17 protein-coding genes are annotated in these 20,673 nt (G+C 43.1%); 7 read left to right on the top strand and 10 right to left on the bottom strand.

Translation table 11 applies throughout. The features are described 5' to 3' along the window. Positions 1 to 5 precede the first annotated feature (5 nt). Together EJP82_RS00680 and EJP82_RS00675 are read right to left on the bottom strand one after the other, a co-directional pair. Positions 6 to 713 carry an ABC transporter ATP-binding protein gene (locus EJP82_RS00680; RefSeq protein WP_127190093.1) on the bottom strand — a complete coding sequence of 236 codons (708 nt, stop codon included), beginning with the start codon at positions 711 to 713 and terminating at the stop codon, positions 6 to 8. 58 nt (positions 714 to 771) lie between these two features. Further along, the gene (locus EJP82_RS00675) at positions 772 to 2,067 is read right to left on the bottom strand and encodes an MFS transporter (RefSeq protein WP_246053931.1); all 1,296 of its coding nucleotides are present in this window, start codon (positions 2,065 to 2,067) and stop codon (positions 772 to 774) included. Positions 2,068 to 2,517: 450 nt separating this feature from the next. On the opposite strand from EJP82_RS00675, the gene EJP82_RS00670 reads away from it, so the two are divergent. Then, the gene (locus EJP82_RS00670) at positions 2,518 to 2,985 is read left to right on the top strand and encodes a MarR family winged helix-turn-helix transcriptional regulator (protein ID WP_127190091.1); all 468 of its coding nucleotides are present in this window, start codon (positions 2,518 to 2,520) and stop codon (positions 2,983 to 2,985) included. 112 nt (positions 2,986 to 3,097) lie between these two features. Here EJP82_RS00670 and EJP82_RS00665 read toward each other — a convergent pair whose 3' ends face one another. The 3 genes from EJP82_RS00665 to EJP82_RS00655 all read right to left on the bottom strand — a co-directional run bounded on the left by EJP82_RS00665 (position 3,098) and on the right by EJP82_RS00655 (position 5,752). Beyond that, entirely contained in the window at positions 3,098 to 3,442 is a 345-nt protein-coding gene (locus tag EJP82_RS00665; RefSeq protein WP_127190090.1) for a hypothetical protein, read from the bottom strand. A 72-nt stretch (positions 3,443 to 3,514) separates the two neighbouring features. Next, complete coding sequence (locus tag EJP82_RS00660) at positions 3,515 to 5,032, bottom strand: MDR family MFS transporter (protein WP_127190089.1); 1,518 nt, start codon at positions 5,030 to 5,032, stop codon at positions 3,515 to 3,517. 150 nt (positions 5,033 to 5,182) lie between these two features. Beyond that, positions 5,183 to 5,752 (bottom strand): GNAT family N-acetyltransferase, encoded by a 570-nt coding sequence (locus EJP82_RS00655; RefSeq protein ID WP_127190088.1) that lies wholly within the window; start codon positions 5,750 to 5,752, stop codon positions 5,183 to 5,185. A gap of 156 nt (positions 5,753 to 5,908) precedes the next feature. Here EJP82_RS00655 and EJP82_RS00650 point away from each other — a divergent pair, with 156 nt between their 5' ends. Together EJP82_RS00650 and EJP82_RS00645 are read left to right on the top strand one after the other, a co-directional pair. After that, a complete protein-coding gene (locus tag EJP82_RS00650) occupies positions 5,909 to 6,832 on the top strand; it encodes an alpha/beta hydrolase (RefSeq protein ID WP_127190087.1) in 924 nt (307 codons plus the stop codon). A 31-nt stretch (positions 6,833 to 6,863) separates the two neighbouring features. Continuing rightward, the gene (locus EJP82_RS00645) at positions 6,864 to 7,343 is read left to right on the top strand and encodes a GAF domain-containing protein (RefSeq protein ID WP_127190374.1); all 480 of its coding nucleotides are present in this window, start codon (positions 6,864 to 6,866) and stop codon (positions 7,341 to 7,343) included. A 47-nt stretch (positions 7,344 to 7,390) separates the two neighbouring features. Here the strand turns inward: EJP82_RS00645 and EJP82_RS00640 are convergent, their stop codons facing one another. Beyond that, positions 7,391 to 9,325: an endonuclease MutS2 gene (locus EJP82_RS00640; protein WP_170220108.1), complete on the bottom strand. Its 1,935-nt coding sequence runs from the start codon at positions 9,323 to 9,325 to the stop codon at positions 7,391 to 7,393. A gap of 589 nt (positions 9,326 to 9,914) precedes the next feature. Here EJP82_RS00640 and EJP82_RS00635 point away from each other — a divergent pair. Then, the gene (locus tag EJP82_RS00635) at positions 9,915 to 11,786 is read left to right on the top strand and encodes an LTA synthase family protein (RefSeq protein ID WP_127190085.1); all 1,872 of its coding nucleotides are present in this window, start codon (positions 9,915 to 9,917) and stop codon (positions 11,784 to 11,786) included. Between the two features lie 98 nt (positions 11,787 to 11,884). Here the strand turns inward: EJP82_RS00635 and EJP82_RS00630 are convergent, their stop codons facing one another. Then, the gene (locus tag EJP82_RS00630; RefSeq protein ID WP_127190084.1) at positions 11,885 to 13,282 is read right to left on the bottom strand and encodes an MATE family efflux transporter; all 1,398 of its coding nucleotides are present in this window, start codon (positions 13,280 to 13,282) and stop codon (positions 11,885 to 11,887) included. Positions 13,283 to 13,444: 162 nt separating this feature from the next. Between EJP82_RS00630 and EJP82_RS00625 the strand changes: the two genes are divergently transcribed. The 3 genes from EJP82_RS00625 (at position 13,445) to EJP82_RS00615 (ending at position 15,568) form a co-directional block, all read left to right on the top strand. Continuing rightward, entirely contained in the window at positions 13,445 to 14,347 is a 903-nt protein-coding gene (locus EJP82_RS00625; RefSeq protein ID WP_127190083.1) for an AraC family transcriptional regulator, read from the top strand. Positions 14,348 to 14,434: 87 nt separating this feature from the next. Beyond that, positions 14,435 to 14,845 (top strand): hypothetical protein, encoded by a 411-nt coding sequence (locus EJP82_RS00620; RefSeq protein WP_127190082.1) that lies wholly within the window; start codon positions 14,435 to 14,437, stop codon positions 14,843 to 14,845. Between the two features lie 15 nt (positions 14,846 to 14,860). Then, positions 14,861 to 15,568: an AIM24 family protein gene (locus EJP82_RS00615; RefSeq protein ID WP_127190081.1), complete on the top strand. Its 708-nt coding sequence runs from the start codon at positions 14,861 to 14,863 to the stop codon at positions 15,566 to 15,568. Positions 15,569 to 15,717: 149 nt separating this feature from the next. Here EJP82_RS00615 and EJP82_RS00610 read toward each other — a convergent pair whose 3' ends face one another. The 3 genes from EJP82_RS00610 to EJP82_RS00600 form a co-directional block, all read right to left on the bottom strand. Then, positions 15,718 to 16,842: a phosphodiester glycosidase family protein gene (locus EJP82_RS00610; RefSeq protein ID WP_127190080.1), complete on the bottom strand. Its 1,125-nt coding sequence runs from the start codon at positions 16,840 to 16,842 to the stop codon at positions 15,718 to 15,720. Positions 16,843 to 16,960: 118 nt separating this feature from the next. After that, positions 16,961 to 19,978, bottom strand: coding sequence for an efflux RND transporter permease subunit (locus tag EJP82_RS00605; RefSeq protein WP_127190079.1), 3,018 nt, complete (start codon positions 19,976 to 19,978; stop codon positions 16,961 to 16,963). Positions 19,979 to 20,145: 167 nt separating this feature from the next. Further along, positions 20,146 to 20,673, bottom strand: coding sequence for an AraC family transcriptional regulator (locus EJP82_RS00600; RefSeq protein ID WP_127190078.1), 528 nt, complete (start codon positions 20,671 to 20,673; stop codon positions 20,146 to 20,148).

The raw sequence follows: 20,673 nt of genomic DNA, 5'->3' as shown, positions 1-20,673 counted from the left end.
TAGGATCAGGTTAGCACGTCAAAGCAATCGAAAAGTGACCCTTCAGGTAGAGAAGCAACCTCACGGATGTCATCTATTGTCCCGCTCGCAACCACTTTACCAGCTGAAATCAGGATAAAATCATCGCAAATTTTCTCTGCCGTATCGAGCACATGCGTTGACATAAGGACGCCCGCACCACGCCCTCGCTCCTCTTCCAGCAGTTCAAGGAAGTCCTTTGTCGCCCGAGGATCCAGCCCAATAAAGGGTTCATCGACGATATAAACATCCGGTTTGACGAGAAAACCGAGCATCAGCATCATTTTTTGTCGCATTCCTTTTGAGAAACTCTCAGGCAAGTGATCTCTCACCTCAGTCATCCGAAACTTCTCTAGTAACGCTCTTCCTAACTCTTCGAATTCATTCTCATCCATATCATAGACAGCAGCAGCCAAGCTGAGATGCTCCCACAAAGTTAATGTTTCATAAAATACTGGATGCTCCGGTACATAAGCATATTTATCAGATGCGCCACCATAATCCACTGTCATTTTTGCAAAAGGAAGAAGTCCAAGTATACCCTTCAATGCCGTGCTTTTCCCTGCCCCATTGGGACCTAGTAGTCCCGTCAACTTCCCACGCTTCACAGAAATATTGATATTGTGTAACTTGGCTATACCTGGTTCATAACCCGCCTCTTGGATCGCTACTTCCAGTAGTACGTTACTGTCCATACCATTGCACCTACTTCACTTATCTATTAAAAGTATTGTTTTATTTTACCACATTACACTAGGAAGCCGCTTCAAGTAAACTTTCCGTAACCTCGCGATCACGTTTTAGAATTGCTGACTTGAACAATAGTAACACTAGTCCAATGACAATCATTAGACATCCTGACAACATAAATGCTGGCGCAGGCCCAAAAGTAGTAACCAAGAAACCTCCACAGATAGGTCCTAGTACGGCCGCGGTTGAAGTTAGGCTTGTAACAGTGCCAAAGACACGACCCGTCAAAGACTCAGGGGTGCGCTTCTGTAACATGACTTGAAATGGAATAAACACTAAACCTGCTCCCAGCCCTGCCACAAAAAAGATAACCGCCATTGACGCATATCCTATAGAGTTAAATAGACCAAATATGACAAGGAAGCCTGATAATGCAAAGGCAGCGCCCAGAAGTGCACCCCCAGTACCAATCTTGCTTAGTGGTGACCAGTTTCGCAGTAACTTAGAAACTCCGACAGCAGCTAAAGTCCCCACTCCACTAAGTGTAATACACCAGCCGAAGAGGCTTTGAGGTATCCCAGGGATTTCCCTGAATAACACAATCGCTTGTGAATCTGCTATCTGCAGGACTAGCAGTACCATGGTTAATGTCAAAGTTCCAAATGCAATTAACGGAATTCCAGAAATGATTTTGATTCCAGCAGCAAGCTCATTCCAAAATTTAAATTTCTTTTTCTTTTCTAAGAGACCATCCACTGCGTTCGCTCGAATGATGTTCCGCTTACTAGGGACACCTATTAAGATGATGGCAGATAATAGAAAAGAAACCGAATCGATAATAAAGCAGATAGAAACTCCGAAGGCTACCGTTAACAGCCCTCCAAGTGCTGGGCCGATAATTTTGCTACCTTGCTCGATAATCGCACTGTAGGATACAGCCGTCTCCATATGCTCCGGAGCTACGATTTCTTTAAGCTTTCCATTTTTTGCCGGTGAGAACATCACATCGAAGATGCCCTTAGCAATCAGAAGTAGATAGACCTGCCATAATTGAGTAACAAATACCAATCCTAGTACTATTGCAGCACGTGCTACGTCCGAAATAATCATAAGTTTCTTGCGCTCCATCCTATCCGCTAGCATGCCCGCCAGTGATCCACCTAATAGCATTGGTATAAGAATACAGAGCATTGCTATCGTGATTTGCCAAGATGTAGCCTGCCACTTCAGTCCGATCATCGTAATCAAGGCCAGCATTTGTAGCCAATCACCGAGATTGGAAACAAGCTGTGAGCTGATCAAAGCTAGATAAGCACGGTTTTGCAATAATCCTCCACCGGATGGTGTTCTTTCCTTCATAATAACAACTCCCATAATTAAATTCTCTTCATGAAATCCTCTGTAATTAATCTTAATTAAGTTGGAACATTATTCCATCGTGCTCAAGGGTGAATCCTAGACCTGCTCTCGGCTGATTTTCAACTAAGACTCGGGGAGGAAGGGAAAAGAATAATTAGATTTATCAGAGGGAATTGAATTTCATGGGAATTTTTGGACATTGTGTGAACTTTATTGTTTTATCTTAAGTTTTAAATATTAAAAAGCCCAAATTGTGATAAATAATATTTTCTTAATTTTTATTCTGCTCTAAGATATCAATGAATCAAACTATTTAAAAATATAAGTAATATAAGTTTCAACTCTTACTTTGCTTATATTTCTCACAGAAACGGGGACCGCCCATATCAAGGACGGAGAAGCCATTTCTACTTCATTCATTTAGAAAATATAAAATAAGGCGGGATGAGAATGTTGAAAACCGAGGAGCGCGGAACTGATTTATCGTTGCATTTATACCGTGTATTTGCTAAATCTTTTAAAAGTGTCAACGAACATGCTGTGACAGGAAGCAAAATCCAAGGATTCAATCCTACGGCCTTTGCAGTAATGGAGGTTCTCTATTACAAAGGGGCTCAACCGATACAACAAATCGGCGCCAAGCTGCTACTGCAGAGTGGTAATGTTACCTATGTGATTGATAAACTGGAGACAGCAGGCTTACTACACCGTCAACCATGTTCACGCGATCGCCGAGTCATTTATGCAGAATTGACGGCAAAAGGTCAGGAATTAATGGATCAATTGTACCCTGAGTTTTCAGAGCGTATCGATCATGCCCTTAGTGGCTTGAACGAATCTGAAAAGCAACTTATGATCGATCTACTTAAGAAGATGGGACGAGAAGCTGAGAAACTTGCACCACTCTCCCGTAAATAAATAGACAACAAAAATGACGTATAAAACTGATAATCAGTTTATACGTCATTTTTGTATATTGTTCTGTTAGAGCAACTACGAATCAAATCGAAGGACTAATAGTCCTCGCTCTCTAAGATGGTTTTGTGATCTTGTGAAGAGCCTGTGCGCATTCATGGATATGACGGACGTAATCCTTCGTCAGCTCTTGAATCACTTCTGTATTTTCATCCACAGTTTGGCCTGCAAGCTCCACATCGACCAGATCTACCCGAACTTCACGAGGGTCCACATAGGAGCATTGAAAGTCAAAAGAATATAATTGATGTCCTGCCGCTTCAATATGCAGCCGAACGCCATGAGGATCCGCTTGGTCCGCCAGCACTTGTGCTGAATCACCTGGGTTTAGATATTCTGGAAGCTGTTGTTGCCACGCATTCACCAGCATGGTTTGATCCAGATTCATTTCCTCGTTCATGGTAACACCTCCCCTTCCCCGTTAAGGTGCGAAGAATGGCGCTTTTTTATACAACACCTTCATAAGAGGTTATTAACTCTTTGCGGGCTCGATTGTTTCCTCGTTACCTTCAGCTCTTGGTGCCCGATTCCGTAAACCAAATACACTAATAACACCTAACAAGGCCAACACAGCCATAACAATAAACAACGTGTGAAGACTTCCTTGTAGTACATGTTTCAAGTCACTCCACAGATCCGGCGGCAGTAAATGAACCTTCTCTGGTGAGAGTAATTTGTTGATATCGTCTTGTGACACTGTGGCACTGGAAGCCGTGCCATTGGCTGTCTTAGCAGCGATCTGTAAATTAATCAGTACACCAAACGCGGTAACGCCAATCGTTTGACCTATCGACTTAGTGAATGTATTAAGCGCAGTTGATGCACCACGTAAGCTATAGCCTACGGATGATTGCGCAATTACCGTAAATACCGTGAAAGAGAAACCAAACCCTAATCCATACAAAGCATTAAATATTAACATAATGAACAAAGGAGTACCTTCCGTAATAAATGCCATACCAACGGCTCCAAGGGAAATAATAACCATCCCAATCAGCGAAGTATATCGTGATCCTCGAGTAATAATCCAACGACTACCTAAGATAGAACCAAGCATCCAGCTAACAGACATCGGTGCTAAGACGAGCCCAGACATTGTAGCATTTTTGCCAAGTACACCTTGAACCCACAGCGGTAAATAAGTTGTAAGTCCAATTAACAAGGCACTCGCAAGCAAACTTGCCAAGTTAGAGAAAGCAATATCACGCACCTTGAACAATTGTAATGGAACAAGTGGTTCTTCAGCCCGTTTCTCTACGATGAAGAACAAGATGAGCGAAACGACTGCTAACGTCATAATTCCGAGCATCGCAGGCGATGTCCAGGCAAACTGGCTACCTCCTGTCGCTAGACCAAACAATAATGCCGTCACCCCGACTGTGAAAGTAACCGCACCACTCACATCAATTTTAACTTTCCGCTTCTCTATATTTTCATGAAGATATTTTATAATCATAAATAAGGATAAGAGACCAAACGGAACATTAAAGCCAAAGATCCACCGCCAGTTCAACGAATCGACCACATATCCACCAAGCAACGGTCCAACTAATGAGGAAATCCCCCATACAGAGCTAATCCATCCCTGTACCTTGGCACGCTCTTCCATACTGTAAATATCACCAATAATCGTGAATGTAACGGGTATAAGTCCACCTGCACCAATCCCCTGAATTGCACGAAAAATGATAAGTTGTTCCATGCTCTGGGAGAGTCCAGATAATAAGGAACCAATTAGAAACAATATTGAACCGATGATAAAAACCGGTTTTCGTCCGTACAAATCACTAATTTTCCCAAAAATCGGTGTCGCAACGGCCATTGCCAATAGATAGGCGGTAAACACCCAACTCAACAGCTCATATCCACCTAAATCGCCAACAATTCTTGGCCCGGCAGGGCCGATAACTGTACCTTCGATCGCAGCCAAAAATGTCGATAACAATAATCCAATCAGTATAAAATTTCTATTAACCGGGATATTCTTCATGATGCCTTCCCTTCTCTTCCTCTTACTTATATTTCCTAACCACAAGCTACAATTATAGTTGATACCCCTATAAAAATAAAGACAGGCAGCCATATAACGGAGTCATCGCTCCGTTATATGCTGCCCATATCTCATCCCTCTAAAATCATACTAAATGCCCGCCCTATAGAACTCTCGTTTCAAAAGAGAATTCATTAACAAGTCGATAAATCCAGCATCCGTTTTCTGATATTCTCTAAGTAAACCTTCCTCATGGAAGTGAAATGCTCCAAGCAATTGCCTTGATCTCACATTGTCAGGGTCCACCAGCGCTTCAATCCGGTTAAGTCCCATCGTCTCAAATCCGTATGCCAACAACATATGTAACGCCTCCGACATATAGCCGTGGCCCCAATATTCTCTACCTAAGTCATATCCGATCTCACCGCGATAGGATCCTGACAATTCCCATACATTAAAACCACAACTACCGATCAAAATTTCTTCTTCCTTCAGTTCGATTCCCCAGCGTAAAGTGTCATCGCTCTCGGATAAACCATTAAGCAGGTTAATCATTTCGAGCGTATCCTCTACAGAGGCAAATGGAGAAATATTCATATATTTGACTACCTCAGGATCGCTCCAATAACGGAACAAAATTTCAGCATCTGCTCTTTCCATCGCTCGTAACCGCAGTCTCTCGCTCTCCAGCACAGGGATATTTCCCTCACATTTATACAATTACCTCACTCCTTCCGCACGTCATCCCCTAATTACCTCTACACATAGCTAATCACAAATGGACTAGGAGAGTCAAAGAGAAGACGTTTTTCTTGGTCCAATTTGGGATACTATACTACTAACACAGTCTGGATAGGTCATAAGGAGGATTCTCTCATGGTTTTCAGTGTTATAATACTTGTACTACTGTTGGTGTTGTTGATCGCAAGCGGTTTAATGCACTTCACCTTTCGCCAGGTCACACAAATGAAACTCCAAACCAATGAAAGCATGTTTGAATATTTAGAGAGAACAGGTGTCTTTTCGCAGGAACGGTTCGATACACTGGACAAACGTGAAGTACAGACGACTTCCAAAGATGGATTAAAGCTGCACGGATATGTCCTAGAGCCCCATCCAGATTTACAACGATGGGCGATCATTGTTCATGGATATACTGTTTCACTTGCCGTGTCCACACAATATATCGATATGTTTCAGCAGAAAGGCTTTAATATCCTGCTCATTGACCAACGTAGGCACGGAAAAAGCGAAGGTAAATACACTACCTATGGATATGAGGAGAAGTATGACATAGAGGTGTGGGTGACTTGGATTCTGGAGAACTACGGGAATGATTGTGTGATCGGTCTGCATGGTCAATCCTTCGGTGGGGGAACCGTACTCGAATATCTCAGTATCGCTCATCCCAACGTTAAATTTGTGATCGCCGATTGCCCTTATTCCGATTTGACCGAGCTCATACGCCACCAATTAACTGTATTAAATAAAATACCCGCCTTCCCCCTTCTGCCTATGGTGGACAGATATACGAAGAGGAAAGCGGGCTTCCGGCTTGGGCAGGTCAGTCCTCTTAAGACGGTAGAGAACAGTACGCTTCCCGTGTTATTCATTCATGGTACGGAGGATAACTATGTACCCACGCACATGAGTCAGGACTTGTACAATCATAAGCCTGAGCCAAAACGACTCCTGTTAGTGGAGGAAGCTGTTCATGGGAACGCCTTCGGAGTCGATCCAAATCGATATATCCATGAAGTTCATTCGTTTATTGAAGAAGCATTAGACACTGTTACATAAAAATTCAATGCTATTAATGAAGGAGACTATTATGTTTCATACCAAAGACTACTCAGGACCTCGAGCTGAACAACAAACTGCTGTTCTATCCCAATTACGGGCACTCATTCACGATGAGCCCAACACTATTGCAAATCTAGCCAACGCTTCCGCGCTTTTAAATTTCTATTTAGAAGACATTAACTGGGTAGGATTTTACCTTTACGACGGAAATGAGCTCGTTTTAGGACCATTCCAAGGGCTTCCCGCATGTATTCGGATTCCTATGGGAAGAGGTGTCTGTGGAACTTCCGCAGAACGCAGAGAGACGCTACGAATTCAGGACGTCCATGCCTTCCCAGGCCATATCGCCTGCGATGCAGCCTCCAATAGTGAGATCGTTATCCCCATCGTCAAGGATGACAAGCTACTAGGAGTTCTTGATATCGACAGCCCACTTCAGGGGCGCTTTGACGAGGAAGATCAGCAGTTCCTTGAACATTTTGTTGATATTCTGACCCAGCAACTATAGGATAATAAAATCAGGGAGACCTCCCCTAACGGGGGGTCTCCCTATCATTAATCCTCATTTTTTCTTATTACAATCTCAAGCCCATCGACATGCCTTTTCCCCATCAACTTCCGATTCTTCCGATTTTCTTTACTGTCAAATACGATATCCATGTCGTAATCATCTGGATATAATTCCTGCTTTTTGATATGTGGTTTAAGCCGCTTCTTGTTAACCTTTACCTTCCGCTTTTGAATCATAACCTCTACCAAACCTCTAGAATCTTCACTTTCACTTACAATACCAATCTTCCCAAATGAAGTTACAAATACAGCATCGCCAACTTCGAATACATGCGCTGGTTCTTTTACCTTCTTTGCCCCCATATTAGTACTAGGACTTGAGAAAGGATTAGTTAGCACATTAGTCGCCGAAGGATTCAGTTCTAGATCATCCCATATATCCAGCTTTTCCTTCCCCCCGGACTGACGCGATACAATATCCCGGGAACGTTCTATGATGCCACCAGCAATACCGAGCTTCTTCGCAATCTCGATCGCATAACTTTGACCCGCCTCACCTATCGTCAGACGATATAAGGGACGTAAGGTCTCTGCATGAAATTCCATCCGCGCATTTTGAAATCCTATCGCCTTAGATGCGAATGTCTTCAGTTCATTATAGTGCGTCGTCACCATCACCGTGGCACCCTTACGGCTAAATTCCTCCAGAATTGCAATCGACAGGGCAATCCCTTCGCCAGGATCTGTGCCGGCAGCCAATTCATCAATCAGCAACAGTGTTGAAGGCCCCGCCTCTTTCAGCATTTGGACAAGATTCTGGATTTGAGCAGAGAAAGTACTCAGTGATTGTTCTAGATTTTGTCCGTCACCTATTACAGCCATAATCCCAGAATAGACAGCGAATTGACTTCCCGGATTTACCGGTACGAGTAGCCCTGACTGAACCATCAGCGAAAGAATCCCCAGCGTCTTCAATACTACGGTTTTCCCACCTGTATTGGGTCCGGTAATAACAAGGCTTTTATACGACTCCCCGATCTCCAGGTCGAGCGCAACCATGCTATGAAGTAACATTGGATGCTTAGCCCCACTAATCTTTGTTACCCCGTTCTCATTTAATGTCACTGCAACTCCGCCGATCGAGGCACCATACTTCGCTTTCGCAAAAATAAAATCGTAGGTACCCGTAATGTTGATGTTTTGCTGAAGCTCTGCGACTTCCCTTTCCACCAAGTCCGTCAAGTACCCTAGCACCTTACTTTCTTCACGCGCTTCGTCTCCTTGCAGCGCCTCTAGCTCACTCTGGAGCCCTGATATCTCCCGTGGCTCAATGAACACCGTTTGTCCGCTTGCGGACTGATCTAACATTCGACCGTCCACCTGTTTATAGAACTCCTTCTTCACGGGAATAACATAACGTCCACCACGAACACTAACGATATTCTCTTGTAGGATATTCGAATGACGAGACATCACGGATTGAACCTTCTTCTTGATTTTCTCCTTAACTACATCGATCTTCCGTCGTATTTTCTCTAATTCACGACTAGCTTGATTGGTGATGACGCCTTGATGGATACAACGTAATATTTCCTGCTGGACTGCCGGTAAGTCACGCAGAGATGCAGCATAAGAGCCAATTCGATCCACCAGTTCTCCCTTGGACGCCATATATTTTTTAAGCTGACCACAACTTTGGAGAAATCGCTGAACTGCTGTCAAATCCTGCTCGGTGAACAAGTATCCCGTTCCCATTAGTGACATTACTAATTCAATCCCTTCAAGTGAAGGAAGTGGAATACTGGAACCTTTTCCTATTAACACATTCGCTTCTGCTGTCTCTTCAATCGCCTGTCTAATTCTCCGCTTATCTTCCAACGGACTTAGTTTGCTAATCCGCTGCCGTCCTTCATAAGAAACAGCGTACCTCATGAGCTCTTCCCTGATGCTCTCGTATTCCAACATGTGTAGATTAAACATTCCCAATGTTATACCCCCTAAATTTTCTGAATGGATGACAACACAAAAAGGGCAAAAGAAAGCACGAATGCCATCCTTTGCCCTAAACTTATCCCGCATATGTCTATCCCTTTGGATCAATCAAAAAAACCGTGCTGAAAAACAGCACGGTCTAGAGGTCCATAGAAACAAACAGCGATAAGGCGCCGTATGATGTCCCGCGTGTGTTCTTAACTAAATTCAGAGACCGTAAAAAGGCACAGAGAATCGAAGACATGTTTTAATAAAAAAAACAGTCTTTCTTTCTACAACCAATCGTACAGTCCATATGAAATTTATTAGTTAAGAACTTTCACCGACATCAAAAACTCTCCTTATTATGAGGATGCTACTAATTTACCAAATAACGTCTTATGAAGTCAATAATCAGCTTTACGTCTTATTTCATTAACACAATGCTGGGATATCTTTCTAATTGAGTCAATTGATTAATTTTCATCTTTACGTTATTTCATGTATTATATTAGAGGTTGCTAAAATTGTAATGCCAATGTAAAATCACCAGTTCAAAACGATTAGAATACACAGTATCTGAAAGGAAGGATATAAAGTGCCTTTATTTGACCACATCCGGCGCATTAGCACAAAGCCATTCGTCTTTTTTTCAATTATTTTGATTTTAAAGATTTATCTCGCCTGGTTGTCCATTTTTGATGGCATACAACCTTGGGGGCCTCTGCTAAAAGAAATTCCATTTATATGGGTGTTGTTCTGTCTAATCGAGTGGTTCTCTTCCAAACGTAAAGTGGGCATGTATCTAACAGTAAATCTAATTGTTACAGCCATTTTCTTCGCCGCCATTATGTATCATAAATATTATGGTGTCATAGTTACCTATCACGCACTCGAACAAGTAAATCAGGTTACAGCCGTTAGTAATAGCGTGTTTTCACTACTTGCGCCTTACTATCTGCTAATATTCCTAGACATCATTGTCATTGGCTTCTGGGCTATTCGTAAAAAGAGATTGCCCAAAACAAAAAGTTATTTCAGTTTAAAAAAATTGAGCACTGGCGTTATCGCTACGATATTTGCAGCTTCGTTAACTATTTGTATCTTCAATATTTGGCCAAATCGTGCCAGTATGAATGAAATTAAGCAAGCGGAGCAAATGGGGATTCTAAACTACGAGACGTATTCCATTTTTGCCAATGAGGATATCGAACTTGTCGATAAGAACGCCATTACTCAAAGCAAAATCGATCAATTAAAAGGTGTGCAATCGGTCCAAGATCCAGCATACTTTGGTACTGCTCAAGGCAAGAATGTTATCATCATCCAAATGGAATCATTCCAGAACTTCCTGGTTAACTTAACGATCGATGGTCAAGAGATTACTCCTAACATAAATGCATTGGTCAAAGATAACCTATACTTCAAAAATTTCTATCAAATGGTCGGGCAAGGTAATACTTCAGATGCTGAATTTGTCGTCAACACCTCGTCCTATATTCCTTATAACGAGGCTGCAACACAGAACTACGCTTACAAAGAACTGCCAAGCCTTCCAAAGCTGCTAACAGCTCAGGGCTATGATACCGCTACGTTCCATACCAATGTTGTTGATTTCTGGAATCGCCGCGAACTGTATGAAGCTGTTGGCTTCAACCGGTATTACGATCAAGATAACTTCTTTGGTAAAGAAGATGCCGTGTTCTTCGGCCCATCTGATGAAGTGCTATATAAAAAGACTGCTGCCGAGCTAGAAAAGATGCAGCAAGCCGGTAAGCCATTCTACAGCCAAGTAATTTCGATGACGGCACATCATCCTTTTACTATGCCGCATGAAAAGGATCATATCACTCTACCAGAACGCTTTCAGGATAATATGGTCGGAGACTACATCCGCTCTCAAAACTATGCGGACTACGCGCTGGGATTATTCATCGATGATTTGAAGCAGAAAGGCATTTGGGATAACAGCGTAGTTGTTATTTATGGTGACCATCTCGGACTGCCTCTATACTCTCTCGATAAAAAAGGCTTAGAACTTATGAATGAGATTTACGGCAGAGACTATGGTTATATTGATATGATCAACATTCCGTTGATTATTTCAGCTCCAGGCGTTACTCCTGCTGTCTTAGACAACGTCGGTGGACAGGTTGATATACTACCGACAATCTCGAACCTTATGGGAATATCGCTGACAGATCAGATTCACTTTGGTCAGGATATCTTGAACCAAACTAACAACCTATTACCGCAACGTTACTATCTACCTTCAGGTTCTTTCCTGAATGATAAAGCCTTGTTCATACCAGGCGCTTGGTACGATGATGGAACTCAGTACCCTTTTGCTCCTGACAGTGTGCAGCAGGCAGTTACAACAGAAAGTGAATATAATCGGGCATTAGAGTTACTTAAATTATCCGATAGTTATGTGCAGCAGCTTCCTGATCGGAACCCTGAACAAGAATAACATCTTAAGCAGTCTCACCACATTAAAGAGCCCCGGTCTATCCCTATAGGATGGCCGGGGCTTCTTTTTGCCAAGATATTATGCCATTTACCTCTTCATTAACAGGAGTGAACTACTTCTGTAGTCAACTGACTTGAATTATTCCTACTCATATCCTCTTCCCTCAATCGTAAATATTTACGATCTTTCCAGCGGAAGTAAGATAGCACCGCACGGATATATTCGTCAGAAATCATACAGACATATATCGCCACGATACCCCAGCCGAGAGAGACACCAAGTAAATAAGAACAACCCGTGGCAACTACCCACATGAAGATTAAAGATATGTTCATCGTAAAACGGGTATCGCCTACCGCATTTAGCGCATTCCCAATCGCCATATTCACCATCTTACCAGGTTGTAACAGTAAGTTTAACCATAACAACGAGGCACATAGTGACAAGATCTCGTGATCCTGAGTGAACAAACCCAACACATGGCGACCAAATAGCACAAGAATAAAAGCGTTGACGATCACTAGAGGAAGACCTACCCTAAGCATTCGGTATACTGAACTGTAAGCCTCTCTAGTCTTTCCTGCGCCATATAAATGGGCAATTTGAATTTGCGAAGCAAGGGCCAACGAGAAGCCCAGTAGGAAACAAAAGGATTCCAACGTATTCATATAAGTCCTAGCCGCTAACTCTGTCGATCCCAATATTGCAAGGAAGGAGAAGATCGCCAATTGAGAGAATACCCAGCTTGCTGAGTTGATACCAAGAGGCCAACCTATGACGAGCACTTCTTTGAATAACTTCCTATCAAACAATGAGAAGTCCTTCAATCCGATCCGCCGCTCAAACGTCCCTAAGAAGATGAACATTAACACTATACATGCAATCAACCTACTTATCACCGTCGAAATAGCTACTCCGGTCAATCCCCATTGCGGGAATCCAAACGCACCAAATATGAAACAATAGTTCATCACAATGTGGATGATATTCATTCCAACTGCTGTGTACATAGGTCCTTTCGTATTACCTGTATTACGGATCGCCGTACCTAGCGTAGACATTATTGCCGTTAAAATCATACCTCCCCCAACAATAGAGATGTACACCTCTGCCAGCGGAAGTAATTCCTCTGGAAGCTGTAGGATCTCAGCGATAGGTCGCGGTAGCATTATAAGTATCACACTTAGTACAAGTCCAATAACGGCTGTAACTTTAAATGCGATAATAGCAACCGTTCTTGCTTCTTCCTCACGACGTGAACCGATCTTCTGAGCGATAACGATTCCTGCCCCACTTGCCACGGTGGCAAACAGTGTGGTGAGCGCATTAAACAATTGATTGGAGAAACCCACAACGGCTACGGCATGGTCGGATATCCGACTAACCATGAGCGTATCGACTGTACCCAGTAAAAACTGTAGAAACAATTCAATAAACACCGGCCAGGCGAGCACCCAAAGGGTAAATTTACGATCCTCGTTAAGCTTATTATTCATCACTATTACAACTCCCTGTAGAACGGGGACGATTCTACATTCCCGCTTAAACTATGTAGCATGAAACACATTATAGCTGTTATACTTATTCAGTTGTATCAATTAACAAACTCAATCTTTCAATATTCCAACTATAATTATGTATAGAGAAGGTTACTAAAAATGCTCATTATAGATTTTATGGCCCCGCCACTCCCTCACTATATTGTCAGCGGATTGTCATACGCAGAAATTGGTGGGAGGCATCCCAGTAGGCAGAACATTGGAGCCTTTGATCTACTTGTAGTTATCGAGGGCTGTCTTTTCGTTGGAGAAGGGGGCGTCGACTACGAAGTAAAGGAAGGTCATGCCCTTATACTTCGCCCAGATAGTCAACACTACGCGTATGCAGGTTGTGTAGAGGAGACGAAATACTATTGGCTGCATTTTCAAATTCTCAGCGATTGGAGAGTCATAGACGAAGAGTCTTACCATCAGAACCAATGGAAGACTTCAGGAGAAAGTACTCCTCGCAATCTTCCTCTCCCTCCTTTTACGACGACTTCCTATAACGTTGCACTTCCACAATTCATTAAGCTCGCTCAACCGTTGAAGATTATTGAGATTATTAGTGAATTGACGCAAATGAATCAGAATATTCACCTCTCCAGTGTCCGTCTCAAGCAACAGGCACTATTTCAGGAGGTTATCGTACTGCTCTCGTCATCCATTGGGGCAGATGGACCTTCCTCTCAAACCATTTGCGCGGAACGTGCCGCCACCTATTTGCGTGAGCATTACCGTGAGGAATTTTCAGCGAAAAAACTTGGTGAGAGTATTAACTTTCACCCCGTATATATAGCTCGTTGTATGCGAAAATTATACTGTTGTTCACCTTCGGTCTATTTGCTTAATCTACGAATTGAACATTCTAAGCTGCTACTGGTGCAGACTGATCTCAGTATGGAACGGATTGCTGAGGCTGTTGGTTTCAACCACGCCGCGTATTTCACCGCCTCTTTTACCAAAATCGAAGGTTTGGCTCCCCGAAAATACCGCCAACGCTTCGCTTGGCGTAAAGAGTAACAATAGTTGCAGTTGAGAGGACATAGAAACCTTTGTGATGAATGGTACGTAATGTTATATAGAAACATTATCGGAGGTGGAGAGACAATGAATCGTTGGTCTAATGCAATTCTTAAGTTCACATTTGCAGTGCTGCTCTGTGGCGGACTTCTGCTTGGAGCTCCCCGCGCCGAGGCTGGTTATTTTAGTGATTTATTTAGTGGTGTGAAGCAATTATCTGAATTACCTGCGGAAGTTAATGAGCTAAAAGAAAACTACCAAGTTACCTTGGACAAGCTCGGCGAAGCACAAGCAACGCTGGAGACTTTTCAACAACAGAACTTGGAATTAATAGAGCGTAACAAGGAATTAACGGCAACTGTAACGGCTTTGACAGAAGCACAACAATCCCGCGAAGCATCGGGACGCAAGACTCGAATAATGATCATAGTGGCTGTAGCGCTCGTTGCTGGCTATTTCATTTTGCTTCGAGGATTACGTTTCATTCTTCGAAAGTAAAGGAGGGTCTATCCTATGGATGTACAATATGAGTCAGAACCCACGCATATAAGTGGACAAGCTGTAACCTTCCGGTTAAATGTGGGCGAAAAGGCGCATATCCTACATCCTGGACAGATTATCGCGTATCGTGGAGCCTCTGCGAATCGTAGTGACAAGCTAATGAGCTTTAAGGGAATGTATCGGAAAATGAAGTTGATCCAAGCGGACATGATCGGACCTTGCCAATTCGTGGCTGCACTTCCCCCTTCCGTATCTATGAAGTCCATACAGCTTACCAAAGATAGTGATCTGCTGTATGACTTCAAACATCTCTTCTTCTATACAGAGGGAGTTAAAATGGAAACCCGGATCTTAAAAATGAAGAATATGATGATTACTCGAGATGCGATCAAAATGAAATTTTCTGGGGAAGGTATGATTGGCATTCTGACTCAGGGTCAGATTATCGAACTTACCCTCCATCCCGAGGAAGCAATCTACATTGATGCAAGAAGTGTCATCGCCTATCCTGAGAATGCCAAGCTTGAATTGTCCGTATATGGTAATCATCTCGCTAGCCAACATATGAATTATCAGTGGAAAATGACCGGACGTGGCACCGTGTTAATTCAGTCTGGAGCAAGAAATCGCGAACTTGAACAAGATCTCCACAATGATGCCGGTATTGTCAAACGCGTTCTGCGCGAGGTTATTCCTTTTGGCGGCATATTTATTAAATAGCTATCGCTTTTTCCAAATCGTTCCGTCCTCTATGCTAACAAGCCACAATGGGCCGAAAACGTCAAAAGGCAAGCCTCCAATTAACCGGAGGCTTGCCTTTTTTTAATAAACATCAGAATAAAGTCGAGGCTGTGCCTCCTTAACTCATTCTATTTCTTGCCCGCATCAATGTCTTGCGGACGAAGACCCTTCCAAACGTTAGGAATATCCACCTCTTCAGGATGCTCAAATACCAAGAATGCCGTTGGCAAGTAACGCTCGCCGTATTCAGATGATGGTTTGTTCAGGATTTCGCCACCCTTTCCTACAAGTACTGTAGATGAACCACCATCAAGATTAGCGGCAATCACTGCCCCATGATCCAACATGACTTGTTGGACATCATAGAGGCTTGCACCGATGCTATAGGCCGGCTGGCGACCATCAATTACAACAAACAGTATTGCGCCATCCTCTCTCTGCCCCATAGCGGTACGCGGGGCAATTCCCCATCCGTCTTTCTGGCTCTTGATCTGTCCTTTCCCATTCACAATAATCCGTGGTTGGAATGTAACCGCTTCTTGAATATTAAGATCCTGTAGTTCCTGAATTGAATAGTTTCCGGCAATCATTTTCCCCTGCTTATCGAGACCAACGATTTGAGTAGAATTCTTCTCCCCTATGCCATCGTAGTACAACTTTCCCTGTGAAATAACAAGACCGATAGGTTTAAATCCATTGCCTTTCCAGTTCGGATCAGCGAATCCACCACCGTTAACGCCAGCAATGGCCCCAGTGCGTTCCACCATACTTGAAACCTTCTCACCCTTACCCACCTTAGCAGGAACACCAAGGCGTATCTTAGTCGGATCATTTACAGTTAACACATAACCATGGTAACCAGTACCTGATACCTCTTCGACCTCGATCAAAGGTTTCTCCTTGCTCTCTTCTCCCTCTTTAATCGGAATGGAGATCGTATGTGTATCCTTTTCCGTACCCATTTCATTGAATTGTGCTTGATATGCGGCAACCCGCTTATCCAATTCTTCTTGTCCGATAATATATTTGGCCCAGTGCCGATGTTGTGTTGTGATCAAAGTATCTGCCATTAGAAACCGCATATTGTTACCAGAAGGTGTGAAGAAGAACCAGATTCCAGCAAGTGATAGTAAAAACATCGTCATCATACATAATCGAATCATAAAGGACAAGAATTGGTTCTTCTTGCGCCGTTTCTTAGTTATCTTTCGCTTGTTAGCCGATGTCCGGCTAGGTAATGATGCCTCTGTCATTGCTCTGTCCCCTAACTCTATCGTCTCCACTACTATTCATGTAAACGCAAAGCCAGGGGAGAAAGTTTCACAGGCTCATGGTTGTATGGCATATGATCTTAATCTATGAGCGGATCATTCACACTGATTCTGTAACTTCAGGGGCTACGTTAATGGTCTGCTTGCGCTGTTGGGCTGACTTGCGGAAGTAGAACAGTTCATAAATGACTGGTATTACGATGAGAGTTAGAATCGTTGCGGCGGTCAACCCTCCGATTACGACAATCGCTAAACTTTGCGATACGATACTACCTTGCTCAGAATGCCCGAATACAAGCGGTAGCATCGCGCAGATCGTGGCAATCGCAGTCATTAATATTGGACGCATCCGTGTCATCGCTGCCTCGATAATCGCTTCGCGAATAGACATGTGTTCCTCATTATGTTTGATTCGATCAATCAGGACAATCGCATTCGTTACAACTATACCTATTAGCATCAAAGCACCGAACAAGGCCGTGAAGTCAGGCGTCACACCTGATACTAACAATCCAATAATTGCACCAATCGCTGCTAATGGTAGGGAGAACATAATCGCAAATGGAGCACGAAGCGTCTTGAACGTAAGTACCATGATCAGATAGACTAATCCAATGGAAATTAGTGCAGTCATACCTAAGTCACCAAAATCACCTGCTTGATCGACAGAAGCTCCCCCTGCAAACAAAGTCACACCTTCTGGGGTCTTAATTGAATCTATTTCCTCTTTAATACTAGCACCAATCTTGGACACGAGCTTCGGATCTACCTCCGCAGTAATGCGCAAGTAATTTTTACCTTCCTTGTGATAGACCATAGCTGGTTCATTGCGAACTTCAAATTTTGCAAGCTGGGAGACGGGTACCGGACCTCCAGCAGTCATCAGCATCATGCCACTCAGATCCTGCTCTGTTTTCGGCACTAGTGCCGGTTCTAACACGACAGCCGTTGAGACACCATCCAGCTCAATTTGTCCAATCGGTACAGGGTTAAGCATTGCGCTAATTTGCATCGCAATTTCTTGACCCTTGGCCTGGAGTGGATCTACGGTGAAGGAGAATACAGGTTTCGTATCGTCCCCACTGCTAGTGACTTTCTCCACTCCGTCCACCGTGGTTAGCTTGGATTTAACTTCCTTCTCTACCTCTGAGATCGCTGTTAGATCATCACCAACAATATCGATATATTCTGTTGTAGAACCTGAACTCATCATGCTAGTTTCATTTGCTGTCAAAGTAGCTCCGTCATAGTTTTCCTTTTGTGCACGAACTTGTTCTATGAACTTCTCCGCATCTGCGTCTTTCTTCATGATTACCGTATAACTAACTTCAGCAAGCGACGAGACATTCCCCCATTGCGCCATATCACTACTGTTACCATAATCCAGCAATACGGTCTCTGCCTGATCTTGCTTCATCATATATTGTTCAAGTTTCTTTCCGTTATCAAGTATCTCTCCCACCGGAACATCATTTGGATACTGTAGCTTCACAACAACATAATCTGCATTGGAAGCATCCAAAGCGCCTTTAGGCATAAAAACATAAGCTGCGATTGAAGAAGCAAAGACGATGAATGCAAGTGATAAGGTTACCCATTTGTGACTGAGATTCCACTGTAGAAATCGTCCAAATTTGGGAGAAGGTTTACCTTCACTCATGTGAGTATTCCGTAAAAGCCATGAACTAAGTAAAGGTACTACTGTCAGGGCTACTACCAATGAGGTAAGTAAGGAATACGTAATTGTTAGGGCAAATGGGAGCAGAAAAGCCTGTAATCCTCCTCTTAGGAGACCCATTGGTAAAAATACAGCCACCGTCGCGATCGTGGAAGAAGTGATTGCCTGAGCAACTTCCTTCGTTGCACCGATCACCATTCCAATTGAGAAGGATTCCTTTTGCAATCTACGGTAGATATTCTCTATAACTACAATACTGTCATCCACCAGACGTCCAACGGCTACTGCAACGCCCCCAAGCGTAATAATATTCAAGGAGACACCGGATACTTTCAGTAAATATAACGTTATCGCTAGTGAAAGTGGGATCGAAATCACCGTAACTAAAGTCGCACGTATATTACGCAGGAACAATAAAATAACGATGGTCGCGAACAAAGCTCCTATTAATACTTCACGCATCATACTGTTTACAGAGTCAACAACCATATCCGAAGTACTCATAACAACTGATACATCAGCATTTTTTATGGTTTTATTCAAGTTCTCTACAATTTCTTGGACTTTATTACCTACATCCACCGCATTGGCATTGGCTTCTTTGAATATGACTGCAAATAGAACATCTTTACCGTTTGCTCGGCTGATACTCTCTTTATCCTGTTTCAATTCAACCGTGGCTATATCTTGTAGTGTAACTCCTTCCGCTACTTGCAGCTTCTTCAAAGTATCTACACTTTCAATTTGGGATACAACATTCACGTTACCACTTTGCCCACCAATGGTCTGTGCCCCCACCGATGCTGATACGTTACGCCCTTGAAGTACACCCATCAGTTCTGAGAAGGGTACTCCCATTTGCGCCATCTTGATCTGATCTGCTTCAACATTAATTTGTGAAACCGGTTTTCCATAAAATCCGACATTCGAAACGCCTTTAATATCTTGCAACTGACGAAGTATCGTTTTTTCAGCAATTTCAATATTACCCGAAGTTAGTCCCTCTTCAAAAGAGATCGTCATCTCAGAGACTGGAATCATTGAAGTGTTCAATTGAAGCACGAATGGCTTCATCACACCTTCCGGGTATTGCAGTGGATCTATTGCTTTTTGAACCTCTTGTGCAGCTTCCTTCATATTCGTCTTGGAATCAAAATAAATATCAATCTTCGCATACCCATCTCCCGAGGTAGATAGGATTTCCTTCTTCCCTTTTAATGACCCAAAGGAACTTTCAATCGGTGTTGTTACGTTACTTTCCATGGATCCAGCATTCTGACCAGGCCCGATAACCATGACACTAACCTGCGGATTATCTGCCTCCGGCATAAATTCCATAGGTAGCGTCGTATAACTCACAATCCCTACTACAAGTGCCATAACGGTCAGTAATCCTACCGCCGCTTTGTTGGCAAATGCCCACTTTGTTAACCATCCCATTCCCCTTCGTTCCCCTTCCAATTTTCCAATTAAAAGCTTATCTGTAAGTTCTCTTATGTACTTCTATTAGTTTATTGGGTTTGGGCAGGGATCAAAACGGGCGTGCGACGGGCTACATACTCGACCTGAGACTGAACTTTTTTTCCGTCTAGAGATCGAGTCATAGCTTAAAGTGTGATTCCACTATTGTTCCTAAATTGTTTAGGAGTAGTACCCGTGTATTTCTTGAATACTTTCGTAAAATAACTCTGATCGTTGAATTGAAGCCGAGTAGCAATGTCGGATAAAGAGATACCCGATAGCTCTGCATCTTTTACGGCATCAATGTCTTTCAATTCTTCTATATACTGGATATGAAAACCACTAAGTGTATACGCTATTCCCCTGAACAGTCCCCCATCAATAGCTGCATGTGTAGCCAGTGTTACGGAGGAGACGGCTAGATTCTTTTTACTGCGTAGATGACTCTTCTTAGAGAGTAATCCATATTTCTCCTCGGGAAATGAGACGTAAGTTCTCATCAGTTCGGTTTTATTCCCGTTTTTAATATGCCTGAATAACTCCCGCTCCAAAATAGGCTCATGATGCAGCCACGTATTCTCGCGTCGGTAGGAGACATTCAAATCCAAGCTATTACCCTTATGCTGCTTAAACTCCAATGTACGATTGTCTAGCAGCAGTTCCGTAACGGACAA

Source organism: Paenibacillus anaericanus (genome assembly GCF_003994475.1).
GTDB classification, from domain to species: Bacteria; Bacillota; Bacilli; order Paenibacillales; family Paenibacillaceae; genus Fontibacillus; species Fontibacillus anaericanus.
The sequence above is the reverse complement of the archived record's forward strand: the minus strand, read 5'-3'. Positions and strand labels throughout refer to the sequence as shown.